The 16,515-nt window shown below is 37.5% G+C and carries 16 protein-coding genes; 12 read left to right on the top strand and 4 right to left on the bottom strand.

The features are described 5' to 3' along the window. Positions 1 to 36: 36 nt before the first annotated feature. On the top strand, positions 37 to 2,232 hold the full coding sequence (locus LS684_RS05550; protein WP_233810620.1) for a YhgE/Pip domain-containing protein: 2,196 nt from the start codon (positions 37 to 39) through the stop codon (positions 2,230 to 2,232). A gap of 399 nt (positions 2,233 to 2,631) precedes the next feature. Here LS684_RS05550 and yhfH read toward each other — a convergent pair whose 3' ends face one another. Then, positions 2,632 to 2,766, bottom strand: a complete 135-nt coding sequence (gene yhfH / locus LS684_RS05555) for a protein YhfH (protein ID WP_233810621.1) — start codon at positions 2,764 to 2,766, stop codon at positions 2,632 to 2,634. Between the two features lie 228 nt (positions 2,767 to 2,994). On the opposite strand from yhfH, the gene LS684_RS05560 reads away from it, so the two are divergent. The 7 genes from LS684_RS05560 (at position 2,995) to LS684_RS05590 (ending at position 10,861) form a co-directional block, all read left to right on the top strand. Beyond that, positions 2,995 to 3,729, top strand: coding sequence for an MBL fold metallo-hydrolase (locus tag LS684_RS05560; protein WP_233810622.1), 735 nt, complete (start codon positions 2,995 to 2,997; stop codon positions 3,727 to 3,729). Between the two features lie 13 nt (positions 3,730 to 3,742). Continuing rightward, positions 3,743 to 4,732 (top strand): lipoate--protein ligase, encoded by a 990-nt coding sequence (gene lplA, locus LS684_RS05565; protein ID WP_233810623.1) that lies wholly within the window; start codon positions 3,743 to 3,745, stop codon positions 4,730 to 4,732. A 235-nt stretch (positions 4,733 to 4,967) separates the two neighbouring features. Further along, positions 4,968 to 6,521, top strand: coding sequence for a fatty acid--CoA ligase family protein (locus LS684_RS05570; protein WP_233810624.1), 1,554 nt, complete (start codon positions 4,968 to 4,970; stop codon positions 6,519 to 6,521). Positions 6,522 to 6,678: 157 nt separating this feature from the next. After that, complete coding sequence (locus LS684_RS05575; RefSeq protein ID WP_233810625.1) at positions 6,679 to 7,455, top strand: enoyl-CoA hydratase-related protein; 777 nt, start codon at positions 6,679 to 6,681, stop codon at positions 7,453 to 7,455. Between the two features lie 382 nt (positions 7,456 to 7,837). Beyond that, on the top strand, positions 7,838 to 8,830 hold the full coding sequence (locus LS684_RS05580; RefSeq protein ID WP_233810626.1) for an ABC transporter substrate-binding protein: 993 nt from the start codon (positions 7,838 to 7,840) through the stop codon (positions 8,828 to 8,830). A 239-nt stretch (positions 8,831 to 9,069) separates the two neighbouring features. Continuing rightward, positions 9,070 to 10,092 (top strand): ABC transporter permease, encoded by a 1,023-nt coding sequence (locus LS684_RS05585; protein ID WP_233810627.1) that lies wholly within the window; start codon positions 9,070 to 9,072, stop codon positions 10,090 to 10,092. Next, positions 10,067 to 10,861 carry an ABC transporter ATP-binding protein gene (locus tag LS684_RS05590; protein WP_233810628.1) on the top strand — a complete coding sequence of 265 codons (795 nt, stop codon included), beginning with the start codon at positions 10,067 to 10,069 and terminating at the stop codon, positions 10,859 to 10,861. Before LS684_RS05585 ends, LS684_RS05590 begins: the two co-directional genes overlap by 26 nt. 306 nt (positions 10,862 to 11,167) lie before the next feature. Here the strand turns inward: LS684_RS05590 and LS684_RS05595 are convergent, their stop codons facing one another. Next, positions 11,168 to 11,719, bottom strand: coding sequence for a helix-turn-helix domain-containing protein (locus LS684_RS05595; RefSeq protein ID WP_233810629.1), 552 nt, complete (start codon positions 11,717 to 11,719; stop codon positions 11,168 to 11,170). A gap of 117 nt (positions 11,720 to 11,836) precedes the next feature. Between LS684_RS05595 and LS684_RS05600 the strand changes: the two genes are divergently transcribed. The 3 genes from LS684_RS05600 to LS684_RS05610 all read left to right on the top strand — a co-directional run bounded on the left by LS684_RS05600 (position 11,837) and on the right by LS684_RS05610 (position 14,623). Next, entirely contained in the window at positions 11,837 to 12,571 is a 735-nt protein-coding gene (locus tag LS684_RS05600) for an AzlC family ABC transporter permease (protein ID WP_233810630.1), read from the top strand. Beyond that, complete coding sequence (locus LS684_RS05605) at positions 12,561 to 12,866, top strand: AzlD domain-containing protein (RefSeq protein ID WP_233810631.1); 306 nt, start codon at positions 12,561 to 12,563, stop codon at positions 12,864 to 12,866. Before LS684_RS05600 ends, LS684_RS05605 begins: the two co-directional genes overlap by 11 nt. Before the next feature lie 485 nt (positions 12,867 to 13,351). Continuing rightward, complete coding sequence (locus LS684_RS05610; protein ID WP_233810632.1) at positions 13,352 to 14,623, top strand: M48 family metallopeptidase; 1,272 nt, start codon at positions 13,352 to 13,354, stop codon at positions 14,621 to 14,623. A 325-nt stretch (positions 14,624 to 14,948) separates the two neighbouring features. On the opposite strand, the gene LS684_RS05615 is transcribed toward LS684_RS05610, so the two are convergent. Continuing rightward, a complete protein-coding gene (locus LS684_RS05615) occupies positions 14,949 to 15,185 on the bottom strand; it encodes an IDEAL domain-containing protein (RefSeq protein WP_233810633.1) in 237 nt (78 codons plus the stop codon). A 191-nt stretch (positions 15,186 to 15,376) separates the two neighbouring features. On the opposite strand from LS684_RS05615, the gene LS684_RS05620 reads away from it, so the two are divergent. Next, a complete protein-coding gene (locus LS684_RS05620) occupies positions 15,377 to 15,937 on the top strand; it encodes a competence protein ComK (RefSeq protein ID WP_233810634.1) in 561 nt (186 codons plus the stop codon). Here the strand turns inward: LS684_RS05620 and LS684_RS05625 are convergent. Beyond that, on the bottom strand, positions 15,934 to 16,302 hold the full coding sequence (locus tag LS684_RS05625; protein WP_233810635.1) for a YhjD family protein: 369 nt from the start codon (positions 16,300 to 16,302) through the stop codon (positions 15,934 to 15,936). The genes LS684_RS05620 and LS684_RS05625 overlap by 4 nt on opposite strands. Positions 16,303 to 16,515 lie beyond the last annotated feature (213 nt).

Here is a 16,515-nt window from a genome sequence, read left to right on the forward strand (position 1 = left end):
CAAAACAGTCATTTATTACTTATGGGGGGCATATAAATGAAAAATAATCTTCTAAGAGAAGAGTTACGTGCTGTTGTTCGAAATAAAAAATTACTGATACCAATTATTGCAGTATTGTTTATTCCGGTGCTGTACAGTGGGATGTTCCTTTGGGCTTTCTGGGACCCATATGATCGTTTATCAGATCTTCCTGTAGTTGTAGTGAATGAAGATACGGGAGCTACGCTAGAAGGGGAGGAATTGCAGCTAGGGAACGACCTTGCACAAAAATTGGAAGATAGTGATGATTTTCATTTCCAAGTGTTAGATAAAGATAAAGGATATAAGGAGCTTGAAACTCAGAAATTTTACATGTTGGTAGAAATCCCTAGTGATTTTTCTGAAAATGCTACGACGCTTCTAGATGAACAACCCAAAAAGCTAGATTTAATATATGTCCCTAATGAGGGATATAATTTCTTATCTGCTCAAATTGGAGAAAGCGCAATTGAAAAGATAAAGGTTTCTATCTCACAAGAAATTACGAAAACTTATTCAGAAATGATGTTTGACAAAGTAAGTGAGTTGGCTGATGGAATCAGTCAAGCAAGTGAAGGTGCTAATCAGTTAAATGATGGCGCAGGTGAGTTAAAGGAAGGTACGAAGACGCTAAAAGAAAAGCTTGGTGAGCTTGCAAGTAAGTCAATTGAATTTACCGATGGAATGAGCTTGGTTAACGCTGGTTCTACTGAATTAAAGGTTGGTGTTAGTCAATTAGCTAATGGATTAACACAATTGCAAGAGGGACATAAGCAGCTTGAAGAAGCAGCTGCTCAATTAAACAGCGGAAATCAACAGATTTCAACGAATATGGAAAGCATCAAGCTTGGCCTAAAGCAGACAGAACAAAAGCTCCCAGAATTAATTGGGGGAACAAAAGAGCTTCAAGCTGGAGCACTAGAGGTTTCAGCAGGGGTAAGTTCTATGAAACCTGAAACGGAGAAATTAGCTGCAGGTTCTGAAAATTTATATAAAGGAATTCTGGCACTAAAGCAGCAACTAGAAGCATTGGAACCTTCGATGACTTCGGAGCAAAAGGCGATGCTCTCTCTTACATTACAAGAAGTATTATCAGGAAGCGAACAAGTAAAAGAGGGCACAAGTAAATTATCTGCTGCAACAGGTAGATTAGCTGATGGTGCTACTCAAGTATCGGATGGAGTGAACACAGTTTATACTGGTGAACTAACGCTGCAAAAAGCTATCAACCAGTTAACAAAAGGAAGTATAGATCTTAACGAAGGGGCAAAACAGGTAGCTTCAGGCCAACAAGACTTTTTAACCGGAATGGGAAATTATTCTAATGAATTCACTAAAGCAAAGGCGGGAGCGGACCAACTACTCGGGGGCTCTAATGAGTTGACAAGTGGAATAGATGAATTAACTGCTGGTGCAAATCTTCTTGCTCTAGGAGCAGGACAGCTTGAAGATGGTGCTCAATCGCTAGCAGATGGAACGAATGGCCTTGCCGATGGAACAGAGAAATTGGCTTCGAAATTAACAGATGGGGCAAACGAAGCTTCAGAAGTAAATGCGGATGATCAAACATATGATATGATGGCTCAGCCAGTAGATGTTCAAAATGAAAAAATCAACAAAGTACCGAATTATGGAACGGGGTTTGCTCCGTACTTCCTTTCACTTGGTCTTTTTGTTGGAGCGTTATTATTATCAATTGTATTTCCGCTAAAAGAGCCTGCAGTTGTTCCACGAAATGGATTTAATTGGTTCTCCAGTAAATTCATTATCTTAAGTGGAATTGGTATTATTCAAGCATTAGTAGCGGTATTTATACTAATTGTTGGGTTAGGACTTGAGGTGAAGAGCTTACCACTATTTGTCTTATTTAGTATCATTACAAGTCTAACTTTTATTACGTTGATTCAATTTTTAGTTACTGCTTTTGGAGATCCTGGGCGATTTGTAGCCATTATTATATTAATTCTACAATTAACGACAAGTGCTGGAACATTCCCTCTGGAGTTAATTCCTGAATTTCTACAGCCATTCAATCTCTTCTTGCCAATGACCTATTCTGTATCAGGGTTAAAGGCAGTTATTTCTAGTGGGGATCTGAGCTTTATGTGGCAAAATACAATGGTATTAATAATTTTCACCTTTATATTTGTGTTAGGAACAATTATGTATTTTAACTTTAAGCATAAGCGTGAATTTGAAACATTAGTAGAATAAAGAAAGAGGCTGGGGCATAACTAAATGACTCCCTCTCAAAGACGAACATGACTTTTTTCAAATAGTCAGGTTGTAAAAACAAGTTCGATCTACCTGCGCTGCAGACACTCGCTTTCCGCGGGGTCTCAGCATTTCCTCTATTTCCCATAGTAGTCGAGTGTCTTCCGCTCCATTCCACTATTTTTTATAAAATTGTTTTCCGAACAAACAAAAATATCCGAACGAGTAAAAGGAGATAACTCCTGATCGTTCGGATATACCATTGACTAAAATACTCATGTCCCAGCCTCATACGATACAGTCAAACTTAGATTTTTTTAAGTTTGACTGTAGTTTTTTTATACACGTATAGTTGATTAATGTCTGTTCCATATCGTTCTAGTTTTCGAACTTTATAACTTATAAACTAGTGACTCCTAAGCATTTATCGCATGTATTACCATAGCATTCGTGTTGTTCTTCAATGGATTCTCCACAATCTGTACATTTTTTTGGCGGCAAGTTTTTAAAAAATTCCACTACGTTATGAATCATTTACACTACCTCCAGTGTTATTAATATGACAAGTTTGTTTATATACAGTTATCAAAGGAATGAATCTGTAATATAACAGTTTTGTTAAGTAAATTGTATGATAACAGACGCGAGATGTCAATGAGTGTTTTGTAACATTTGAGAAATTGGGCATAATGGGTAAATAGATGAAAAATATGCCAAAATGTTATAGTTTAAATTGAAGGAATTTAATTGGAGGAGATTGTCATGAAATTAACGGTAATTGGTCAGTGGGGCGGGTATCCTAAAGCAAATGAAGCAAGCTCAGGATATCTATTAGAGCACAAAGGGTTTAACTTGTTAATTGATTGTGGGAGTGGAGTGCTATCAAAGATGCAAGAGATCCTCACAGCTGAAAAGTTACATGCTGTTATTTTATCTCATTATCATCCAGATCATATAGCGGACATTGGGGTGTTACAGCATGCTCGATTTATTCAAGGAATTCTAGGAGTTCCACTTGACCCTCTTCCTATCTATGCACATTCAGATCATCCTTATGAATTTAGTAAGCTTACATATAAAAAAATTACAGAGGGAAAAGCATATGTTCCTCAAAAAACTTTGAAGATTGGTCCATTTCGAGTACAATTTTTATTGACGAGTCACCCTGTTACTTGCTACGCGATGAGAATAGAGGCAGACGGAAAGGTATTGGTCTACACTGCGGATGCAGCGTTTAAAAGTGATTTTATTCCTTTCTCAAAAGATGCAGATTTGTTACTATGTGAATGTAATTTTTACTGTCATCAAGATGGCAGGAATGCAGGTCACATGAATAGTTATGATGCAGGGATACTCGCTCAGTCGGCAAACGTTAAGAAGCTAGTTCTAACGCATCTCCCCCACTTTGGAAATATTGAAAATCTAAAAAAAGAATCTGCGCAGAAATTTACAGGTCCCATTGACTTAGCCACTCATGGGTTAACATTTACATTATAAAGGAGTGTCCACCGTGTTATTTATTGATAATAAAGGAATAACCGATCCAAGAATAAATTTAGCTATTGAAGAATTTGCCTTAAAAAACTTAGATATTAATGAAACATATTTGCTCTTCTACATAAATGAGCCATCAATCATCATTGGTAAAAACCAAAATACGATTGAAGAAATTAGTACAGAGTATGTAGAAGCTAATAATCTTCATGTCGTTCGTAGGCTATCAGGTGGAGGTGCCGTTTATCATGATTTAGGGAATTTAAATTTTAGCTTCATAACGAAGGATGATGGAGAGAGTTTTCATAATTTCAAAAAGTTTACTGAACCGGTTATACAAGCGCTTCACAAACTTGGGGTTACTGCTGAACTTAGTGGACGTAATGATATTCAAGTTGGGGAACGTAAAATTTCAGGGAATGCGCAATTTTCTACAAAGGGTCGTATGTTTAGCCACGGAACCTTATTATTTGATTCTGAAATAGAACATGTCGTATCAGCACTAAAGGTGAGAAAGGACAAGATTGAATCTAAAGGAATTAAATCGATTCGTAGTCGTGTGGCGAACATCTCTGAGTTTTTATCAGAACAAATGACGATTGAAGAATTTAGATTGCTATTATTAAAAAATATTTTTGGCGATGAAGAAAAGATTTCAGAGTATGTGTTAACGGAAGAAGATTGGGTAAAGATTCAGGAGCTTTCCAAAGAACGCTATCAGAATTGGGAATGGAATTACGGAAAATCCCCCAAATTCAACTTACAGCATACTCATCGCTTTCCAGTTGGGCAAATTGATGTGCGCTTAGAAGTTAATAAAGGGATGATTGAAAACTGTAAAATATATGGTGACTTCTTTGGAGTGGGAGATGTAACAGAGATTGAAGCAAAGTTATCTGGAATACGCTATGAGAAATCTCAAATTGAGGAAGCTTTAGCAGACATTCATATGAACCATTATTTTGGGAATATAACAAAGGAAGACTTTATTCAGCTAATCTATTAATAAGAAAACACGAGTGGTAGTTTCCTCTCGTGTTTTTTACATGTCTAGAAATAAATGTGTAAGCATTCGGACTCATATATCTACATATATTTATATATTTTCTATTAAATTATGAAAATTCATATATATTCGAACCTTTCCCTTGAAACTGCCAAATTCTTTCAATATAATATATTTAGAAAATTTAATAAAATGTGAATGATTACTCATTCATTAATTGTAGGGAGGGAGAAAAATGAATTTATCAACACAGCTTCATGAGACAGCAAAGAGGTTACCTGCGAAACCAGCCTATTATTTTATGGATCAGCAAAGTACATATGCAGAATTAGATGGTGCGGTTAATAAATTTGCTGATGGGTTAGAAAAGTTAGGGGTAAAAAAAGGGGAGCATATAGCCGTATTATTAGGAAACTCACCGCATTTTGTTATTGCTCTATACGGTGCACTTCGGCTAGGGGCAAAAGTCATTCCTATTAATCCGATTTATACGGCGGATGAAATTGGTTATATTGTCAATAACGGAGATGTAAAAGTGGTTATTACGTTGGACTTATTAGTTCCATTAGTAGAAAAGCTACATCACGCACTACCAAGAGTAGAGAATTATATTATCTGTGAGACTCCTAAAGGACAAGCAGCGAATATTGATGTGACGAAGCTTTCGTTATTCCCAAAAATGAAATCGTTTACACAACTTATTGCATCAGGAGATCTATCCTATACGGGTCCAGAAATTGATGAAGATGAAGTAGCGATTATTCTGTATACATCTGGTACAACTGGAAAGCCTAAGGGTGCTATGCTGACACATAAGAACCTCTATAGAAATGCAAAGGATGTAAGTGATTATCTAAAAATGAATGAAGATGATCGCGTCATCACAACTCTTCCAATGTTTCATGTGTTTTGTTTTACCGTTGCGTTAAATGCGCCACTAATGAATGGGGCGACACTTATCATCGACCCTAAGTTTAGTCCGAAGGAAATTTTTAGAATGGCTAAGAAGTATAAGCCGTCCGTATTTGCTGGGGTACCGACTATGTATAATTTCTTATTGCAATACCCAGAGGGAAATCCAGAAGATTTACAATCTTTAAGGTTATGTATTTCTGGTGGTGCCTCCATGCCTGTAGCATTATTAAAGAATTTTGAAAAGAAATTCAATGTAGTAGTTTCAGAAGGTTACGGATTGTCTGAGGCTTCTCCTGTCACGTGCTTTAATCCGCTAGATCGTCCGCGGAAACCAGGATCAATTGGTACTTCAATTGTGAATGTAGAAAATAAGGTTGTTAACGAATTAGGGGAAGAAGTCCCAGTTGGTCAAGTGGGAGAATTAATTGTTAGCGGTCCAAATGTAATGAAGGGCTATTATAAAATGCCGGAAGAAACGGCAGCCACTATACGTGACGGCTGGCTTTACACAGGAGATCTTGCCAAAATGGATGAAGATGGTTATTTCTATATTGTGGATCGTAAAAAAGACCTCATCCTTGTAGGTGGATACAATGTGTATCCAAGAGAGGTGGAAGAAGTGCTCTACAATCATCCAGATGTGATGGAGGTAGCTGTCCTAGGGGTGCCAGATCCAAATCTTGGAGAAGCGGTTCGTAGTTTTGTTGTCCGTAAAAATCCAGCATTAACAGAAGAGGAACTACTCGCATATTGCAAAGAGCATTTGGCAAAATATAAAATACCTAGCTCCATTGAATTTCTAGATGAGCTTCCGAAAAACACAACTGGAAAAATTTTAAGAAAAGCACTAAAAACCCAAGTGCTACAATCGTAAAGCGAAGTGCCCCGTAACTGTGTTAAGTTAGTTTAGCAGATGCGGGGCTTTAATGTATTCACTCAACTATAAATGAATTCACGTAAAAATTTACAAATGGTGAAAGGGTTTCCAAAAAAGTTCACGAATTGAAAAAAGAGGAAGGGAGATGGAGTCAATGAGTTCCATATTATTTAATATTGAGAATTATATTGGATATGTCACGATTAACCGTTCAGCAGCTTTAAATGCCCTTAACTATGATGCGTTATTAGAGCTGCAGCAGGTCGTTGAGAAAATTCGGACGAGCTCACAGGTTCGAGTCGTTATTTTTACAGGAGCAGGTGAGAAAGCATTTAGTGTAGGAGCCGATTTGAAGGAGAGAAAAATTCTATCAGATGAAGAGGTTAAGCGGAATATCTATAAAATAGGGGAGGTGTTTACAGCGATTGATGAGCTACCACAACCAACAATCGCAGCATTAAATGGATTTGCATTCGGAGGAGGAATGGAGCTAGCATTGGCTTGTGATTTTCGATTGGCAGTTGAAGGTACGTTAATGGGGCTAACGGAAACAAGTCTTGCAATCATTCCTGGTGCAGGTGGTACACAGCGTCTTCCTCGACTAATTGGTCAAGCAAAGGCACTCGAACTCATTTTGACAGCGAAACGTTTAACGTCAGAAGAAGCGTTACGATATGGAATGGTAAACCGGGTTGTTGCTAGAGAGTCATTAATAGAGGAGGCCATTCAATTAGCGGACCAAATGCTAGCAAACGGGCCAATTGCCCTTCAACAAGCCAAGTTCGCAGTAAAGCAAGGCATGAATGCGGATCTACAAACAGGTTTACATATTGAAAGGAAAGCTTATGAGATTACGATTCCTACTGAGGATCGAATGGAGGCATTGACAGCATTCGGTGAAAAAAGGAAGCCAGTATTTAAGGGGAAATAAAAAAGCTCCTGCAGAGGTAATGACTGCAGGAGCTTTTTTGTTGCTTAAGAAAGCATCCCTGTATAAAAATGTAAAATTTATCGATTGTTAAAAATCTTTGACACCCATCGCTTAGCCCCCTCCAAAGTCATAATCCAATTCAGTATGGATTACAAATAATACCTTCTATTCTAAATGGTCTTACTTGTCCTCGTCTGACTAATATGCACTAAGCTTTTGTTTTGAGTATTAAAAGAATATTAGTCTATAAGATTTGTTATTGGAAAGTTTAAAAAATAGGTTGATATTCTTAGATATATCTGTGTATAATTTAGTGAATAAAAGCATAAAAGCATAAAAGCGTTTAAGTAAAAAAGCACAAGGTATAAGGGGGATATCAAAAATGTTAAAGAAACTATTATCGGTTACTGCAATCGGTTTAATAAGTTCAGCATTGTTAGCTGGCTGTGGGACAAAAGATGCTAGCAGCAGTGATGGAGGTGCGTCTAGTAAGGCATATCAAGTAGGAGTTACCCAAATTGTAGAACATCCATCTCTAGATTCAGCATTCGAAGGGTTTAAACAAGCGCTCAAGGATGCAGGATTAGAGGTAGAATATGATGTTCAAATAGCAGGTGGAGATCAGAATAATAACCAAACGATCGCTACTAATTTTGTTGGCGATGGTGTCGATCTTATTTTTGCAAACTCAACTCCTAGTGCATACGGTGCTTTAAATGCCACAAATGACATTCCGATCGTTTTTACATCTGTAACTGATCCAGTCGGAGCTGAGTTAGTTAAGTCCATGGAAGAGCCAGGTGCGAATATCACTGGTACAACTGATACACATCCAGACGCTATTCCGAATACTGTGAAGTTTATGAGTGAACATTTTTCGGGTGAAAAGGTAGGGGTCATCTACAATGCTGGAGAGCAAAACTCAGTTGCACAGATTGAAATTGTGAAGCAGGCTTTAAAAGATACAAATTTATCTTTAGTAGAAGCTACTGTTGCTAACTCTTCAGAAGTAAAGCAAGCGGCAGAATCCTTGATCGGCAAAGCTGATATGTTCTATATCATTACAGATAATACAGTTGTATCCGCATTAGAGTCAGTCATTCAAGTAGCAACAGATCAACAGCTACCGTTATTCGTTGGGGAGTTGGATTCGGTAAAACGAGGAGGGTTTGCAGCCTTTGGTTTCGATTATCAGGATATTGGATATGAGGCAGGTGAAATGGCTGCGAAAATCTTACAAGGGGAAAAGAAGCCCTCAGAATTACCTGTTCAATATCCACAAAACCTGAAGCTGTTAATTAATCCGAAAGCTGCTAAAGATATGGGAATTGAATTGCAAGAAGAATGGGAAAGTATGGCTGAGTATACAGAATAGCCATGTTTAATAGAGGATTTCTCATCTTTGGGAAGTCCTTCTGTTTATTTTATTTTGGGCTTTGTTAGCTTGGAAACGAAGTAGATGAGAGAAGCTGTAATTCTTTAACGGGAGAGGCTGGACACTTTAGAAGCTATATCTCTATAAGTTGCAATCTACCTGCGTACCGTTCACAACGGACATCTGGAGCAACTCTTACTCTCCCAACTAAAGCCTAATGAAAAGGAAGGGTGTTTAACATGTCCATAGCAATTTTCGGCTCGATAGAAGCCGGTGTAATATACGCATTGATGGCACTAGGAGTATACCTGTCCTTCAGGATTCTTGATTTTCCAGACTTAACTGTTGATGGTAGCTTTGTCACTGGAGCAGCAGTAGCGGCCATATTAATAGTGGATGGGATGAATCCTTTATTGGCGACGACTTTAGCGGTTGTTGCTGGGTTTCTTGCCGGATGTATGACAGGACTTTTACACACGAAAGGTAAGATAAACCCATTGTTATCTGGGATATTAATGATGATAGCTTTGTATTCTATTAACCTTCGAATTATGGGAAAGTCGAATGTACCACTATTGCAGGAAGAAACTGTCATGACATCAATTACAAACATATGGAAAAGCTTTGGCTTAGATGATTGGATACAAGATATTCTGTCTGCGATAGGTCTTGGTGGCTTTGTACCGAAAACGTGGGCAGTAGTATGTATGATGCTTGTTCTAACGTTAATTATCAAGTTCATAATTGACGCATTTCTAAAGACGGATATCGGCTTAGCCATAAGAGCAACTGGAGATAATGAGACGATGATTCAAAGCTTTTCAGCTGATACAGACTTCTTAAAAATTCTTGGTCTTGGTATTTCAAATGCACTGGTAGCTTTCTCTGGAGCGTTGGTTGCCCAGTATAATGGTTTCAGTGATATTGGGATGGGAATAGGTATGATTATTATTGGGCTCGCCTCTGTTATTATTGGAGAAGCGATTTTTGGCGCAAAAACGATCGTGCGAGCAACTCTTGCTGTTATAGGTGGAGCCATTTTATATCGAATTATTGTGACGCTGGCACTTCGAGTAGATTTTCTTGAAACGGGAGATATGAAGCTCATTACTGCCCTTATCGTAGTAAGTGCTCTTGTTATTCCGAGGCTTGTTGATCAGCAGCGTGAAGCACAAAGACGAAAAAAGCGTCTTACATCTATTGGGAAGTCAAAAGTTGAAAAAAGGGGGGAGAGTCTTGCTGCAATTAAACCAGATCTATAAGGTATTTAACGAAGGGACACCTGACGAAAAGGTAGCATTAAACCAGGTGAACTTAACTCTTCAGCCTGGTGATTTTGTTACTGTCATTGGTAGCAATGGAGCGGGGAAATCAACATTAATGAATATGATTTCAGGAAAGTTACTCCCTGATGTTGGTGATATAGAGATTGATGGGAAAAATGTATCTACCATGAAAGAGCACAAGAGAGCTCATTTGATTGGAAGGGTATTTCAGGACCCAATGGCAGGTACAGCTCCTACCATGACAATCGAAGAAAATTTAGCCATTGCTTTTAAACGTATAGGTGCTAGAGGATTAAACATTGGCTTATCCAAAAAACGACGGATATTCTTCAAGGAAAAACTTGAGACTCTGCACTTAGGTCTAGAAAATCGGCTTCAAGCGAAGGTAGGTCTTCTATCCGGTGGAGAGAGGCAGGCATTGTCCCTTTTAATGGCAACCTTTACAGAACCAAAAATATTATTACTTGATGAGCATACAGCGGCTTTAGACCCTGCTCGAGCTGAGCTTATTACTCAGCTTACGAAAGAAATTGTTGAAACATATCAGCTAACGACTTTAATGGTAACACATAATATGCAGCAGGCATTGGAGCTGGGAAATAAATTAATTATGATGGATAAAGGACAAATTATTTTTAAAGCAGATGAAAAAGAGAAGTCCGAGCTTACCATTGAGCAATTATTAGAGGAGTTCCAACGAATTCGTGGGGAGAAGATGAATAACGATCGAGCGGTGTTAATTTAGAAGGAGGCTGGGACATACGTATTTCAGTCAATGGTATATCCGAACTATTAGGGGTTATCCCCTCTTACTAGTTCGGGTATTTTTGTTTGTTCGGAAAATTAATTTTTAAAAAAATCACTTTCGTCCTTTGAGAAGGAGTCATTTAGTTATGTCCCAGCCTCTTTGGTCAAAGCTTAGGAAAGTATAAAATTTATCGATTGTTGTTAAATAGAATCGAAGGCAAAGAGCGCCTTCGATTATAAACTTTCTAACTGGCCCCAACCTTACCATGGCGCACTAATCTTTTGTTCTGCTCGTTTTTCAAATTTAGCGATAGTACATTACTGCTTGATATCTCGTTAATTCCTGGCTAATGTTTTTGTACGTATGTGCTTGATTAGCTAGGAAATGAATGGAATTACCTGTTGAAATGACGTAGGCTTTTTCACCAATAATCAATTCTAACGTCCCACTCATCACTGTAATATATTCTTCAACGCCTTCATTATGCTTATCGGATGTATGCTGACAACCCATCTCCATTTCAACTGTGAAAATTTCAAACTTCTTTCGAGGATCAAAAGGGAATACGGAATAGACACGATAATCTCCGTTATTTTCCATAATGGGATTGACCGAATGGAGCTCAACATAGTGAACCTCCGAGGGCTCTTCATTCATCAACGTTGAAAAGGAGATTTGCAGCCCCCTAGCAATCTTCCAAAGAGTCGTAACTGTAGGATTGGATTCTCCACGTTCAATTTGGCCGAGCATTGCTTTTGAAACCCCAGTTAATTCAGCCGTCTGTTCAAGACTTATTCCTCGATTTTTTCTTGTGGCTTTTAAATTGACCCCAATATTTTTTTGAATATTTTCCATTTTTCCCTCCGAAAGATATTGTTTATTATAACGCACGTATGTATAATATAGCGTATAAGTAATTGCTCTATAAGATTTATTATAATACATAACTGAAGAATTAAGGAGGGGACAACAATGGCAGAAGCGGTAATGGGTAAGCATCATTCTGATTTTAAGAGAGGATTCCAATCTGGAATTAGTATCGGGATCGGTTATTTCCCTGTTGCATTAACCTTTGGCTTATTAGCTAAGACGACGGGATTGACACTGACTGAGACGGTACTCATGAGTCTATTTGTATTTGCAGGAGCGTCTCAATATATTTCTCTAAGTCTATTAACTCTTGGAACAGGGATTTTTGAAATTATTCTTACCACGTTTATTGTAAACATACGCCACTTTCTTATGGGGACTGCTTTGAATGAAAAGAGTGAAGATGAACCAGTTGTTAACCAGTTAATTTATTCCTTTGGTATAACAGATGAAACATTTTCTGTTGCCTCTATGAAGGATGGAGTAGTTACAACTGGCTATATGCTTGGAGTTATTTCGATCTCCTATTCTAGCTGGGTAATTAACTCTGGAATTGGCCATTTAATCGGAGCCAATCTTCCGAAAACGTTACAAGAAAGTATGTCAGTTGCCTTGTATGCAATGTTTGTCGGCTTGTTAGTCCCTTCTTTGAAAAAAAGTACAAAGGTTCTATTACTTGCCTTAATAGCTGCAGCTTTCCATACCATTTTTTCTATGCTCCAACTCATGTCTACCGGCTGGGCGATTGTTGTTGCTACACTTTTATCAGCTGTACTTGTAGAGGTTGTTGAAACATTAAGAAAGAAGAAAAGGGGAGTGATTTCTAATGAACAGTGAGATCATTTGGATGATTATTGGGATGGGAATTGTAACATATATCCCAAGAATGCTCCCGTTTGTCTTGTTTAAAGGAAAGGAACTTCCTGAATTTTTGCAAGGAGTCTTGAAAAATGTTCCTTATGCCACATTAGGTGCGTTAATTTTCCCAGGAATCCTATTTATTCAAGAGGATATTTGGTTTGGGCTATTTGGTGCGGCTGTTGCTTTCTTACTTGCCTTTATGGGCGCAAATGTTATTATCGTCGTACTAGGATCGATTGCCTTTCTATCAGTCTATTCTCTCTTTTTTTAATTTCGAAAGGAAGAAAATTTATCAATTGTTGATAAGTGCTTCGGCATTCAGGTCCAGCGCCTAGCCCCTTGTTGTCTTAAGCCAATTTAGAATAGAAGGGAAAAGAACGCCGTCTATTCTAAACTGTCTTATGCTTGCCTTAGCCTGACCAAGGCACCCTGAGCTTTTGTTCAGAAAATGGAAATTAGGGCTTGCTTAGCACGAAAGAAGAGTATGGTTAAGGAGAAAAATCGATTGCTCTGAATCTAGAAGCGCACCCTGTCCAATCTTCATCTGAAAGAGCAATAAGTACCCCAAATCATACCTTCCCAATTGGCTCAATAACTCCTTCTTTAATTACCATTCCTAATAATTGCCTCAAGCAAAGCAAATAATACAGAAGTTATCGTTGAAATTTGGATTCAAAGTTCTAAACCAATCTTTTTTTACTAAAATACATAGTAAGAGGTTGTACCAACTAGTAGAGAGAAAATAGGGGGGATTTAATGGCAAGGAAGATCGGCTTCTACGGTGCGCTCGCCTTTATTATTTATGGACTGTTTATTTATTGGTACTTATTTTACTTTGCAAATACAAGTTTACCGTTTGAATATGAGGGATCGAAAGCAGACCCAGCCACATTTCTAAATGCTCGTGAACTAGAGTTAAGTGAAGAATATTCGAAGGTAAGGAATATGTTGTTTTTCTTATCAACTCCATTTGAGTGGATATTTTATTTGTTTATTTTGTTATTTGGTTTATCTAAGGCATTTAAACGGTGGGCAGAACAGTCTTCAAAATTTAAAATCATTCAAACAGCTATATATCTCGTTTGGCTTTCATTCTTTGCTTTTGTAGCAACATTTCCCTTAAGTTATATTAGTTTTTCGATTTCTAAAAGCTACAATATCTCAACTCAAACTTTTACTTCTTGGATGAAGGATGAGCTAATTGATTTTTGGGTGAATTACGGTACGATGTTTTTGATTGTATCTGTCCTTTATTGGTTAATGAAAAAGAGTAGTAAACGATGGTGGTTATATGCATGGCTACTATCCGTTCCCTTTACATTATTTATGATGTTTATTCAACCTGTCGTAATTGATCCTTTATACAACGATTTTTATCCGTTGAAGGATAAACAATTGGAGACAAAAATCTTAGAATTAGCAAGCGAGGCAAATATTCCTGCAAAGCATGTGTTTGAAGTTAATATGGCAGAGAAAACAAACGCTCTCAATGCATATGTAACAGGAGTTGGATCTAATTCTCGAATCGTCTTATGGGATACAACCTTGAATCGCTTGACTGACGATCAAATTCTATTCATAATGGCACACGAAATGGCCCATTATGTGGAAAAGCATATCTATTTCGGTATTGCAGGTTATTTACTGCTCTCGTTAGTAGGCCTTTACATCACGTATCGATTAATGCACTATATCATTAATCGATGGGGAGCTGCTTTTAAAATTCCTGCCGTTGAGGATATACGATCGTTGCCATTGTTCTTCATTATTATTTCAATGCTGCTCTTTATTTCGAGTCCGTTGTCTAATTTAGTCTCAAGGTATGAAGAAAAACGAGCAGACCACTATGCTATTCACATGACAAATGATTTAAAGGCTGCCATCGATACATTCCAAGAGTTAACAAGGGCTGGACTCAGTCAGGTGAATCCACCATTGCTTGTTAAAATTTTCCGATATGGGCACCCGACGATGCTTGAACGGATTTCTATGGTAGAAGAATATGAAATTCAAAAACGGAATGAATAAAAAATAATGTGAGGCTGGGACATAACTACATGACTCCTTCTCAAAGACGAACAATGACTTTATTAAAATAGTTGTTGTAAAACAAGTTCGTTCCACCTGGGCTGCAGACACTCGCTTTCTGCGGGGAGGAGGCTGATCCTCCTCGCTGCGCTTTGGTGTCTCAGCCTTTCCTCTATATCCCTTAGTAGTCAAGTGCCTTCCACTCCATTCCACTTTTTATAAAAAATTTGTATTCCGAACAAACGAAAATACCCGAACTAGTAAAAGGAGATCACTCCTTATAGTTCAGGTATATCATTGACGAAAATATTTATGTCCCAGTATACTATGTTCCAAACCTTTTCGTTAACTCTTTATACTGCTCAGATAGCTTTAAAAATGTCAGTTGATCTCTTTCGTCAATTGCACGATCAATTTGCTCCATCACTTTTTCTTTTTCCGCTTTTAATAGGACCTCGGTTAACAACATCTCAATATACAAGTTGACTACATAAGACTCTTTATTATTCTTCTGTTTGTGAGCACTTGCTTTCATTAAGTCTGTGTATGATTTCTCTTTCATGAAAATCACCTCGGATGCCTTTTTAATATTATATGGAATTTTCGGAAAATATTCAACTGAATTTTTAAAAATTTCTGAAAACTTATTTGTTATGTTGTGGAATTGTGTACAAATTAGTAATTTTTTCTAAAAATATACAAATTATGGAGGTGTGGTGTTACGATTATGGAAAATAAAGGAGTTGATATTAAATGGATAAGCACCGCCCAATCGTGGAGGAATATGAAATTAACTCTTCAACGATGATTGTCGTTCCAACTACATACGGAGGAGAAACATACTCTTTAATTCTTGAGCTTGAGGATGAATTTATATCGCCATTTCGTCCAATCGAAATTATCAAGAATAGCTGTCATTATTTTGGGGCCAGCTATGAAGGCAGGAAAGAAGGTACAAGACAGTTGATTGGCATCACACATAAAGTACCAATCACCATTGATCCGACAAACTTCATCTATTTCTTCCCAACTACCTCACCAAGTAATTCTCAATGCATTTGGGTTTCACATGAACATGTGTTAAATCATCATCGTCATGAAGCAAATCAAACAATCGTTACTTTCCGAAATAAACAAACGTATATCCTTCCTATCTCTAATCATTCTTTTGAAAATCAATTGCTTAGAACAGCTCTTTTACGGACTAAATTAATGCAACGTATTGAGCAAACGAACCGCAGATCCTTTTATCTTGTTAAAAAACCTACGATGAGGGCTTCTGAGCAGAGCAATGTATACAAAAACCCAAATTAAAGCTTGGAAGAGAATCGTTTAAATAAATAATGCTCCATTAGTTCTTGGACTTTGTTGCGTATGCGAGGGTTAAAATAATTGTGATGCTCTTCATATCCTTTGTATAAGAAAAGGAACATCGTAAATGCTTCATCTCGTTTTAGCTGTTCGACGCGGAGCTGGTGCTTGCTCATATAAGCTTTTACTTCTTTCAAGTCCTTTTGAATAGCTGTCATTGTCAGCTCAATTAACTCGAGATATGGTTGCTTTAGCTTAAAGGGGCTATTGTGAATAACGGTCAAATCGCGGTTTAAGATGGTTAGAGCCATAGGTAAGTAGATGGCTTGCTCCATAATGTTACGGTCACGCTCAGGAATACGGGTCATTTCAGTAATACTCCTTTTGTAAGAATAAAATAGAACATATGTTCTATAAAAGAATACACAATTAAAAAGGAAATTGCAATGTTGCTATTATTTTGCTTAACTTTTCCAAGTAACGAATTTTTTAGTACGTCTAGCAGGTTAATTATTTCTGATGTCGAAATAATTAATCATAAAGATGTATATTATGGCATGCTGCTATCTAAAGAATTGTAA

Source organism: Cytobacillus spongiae (assembly GCF_021390075.1).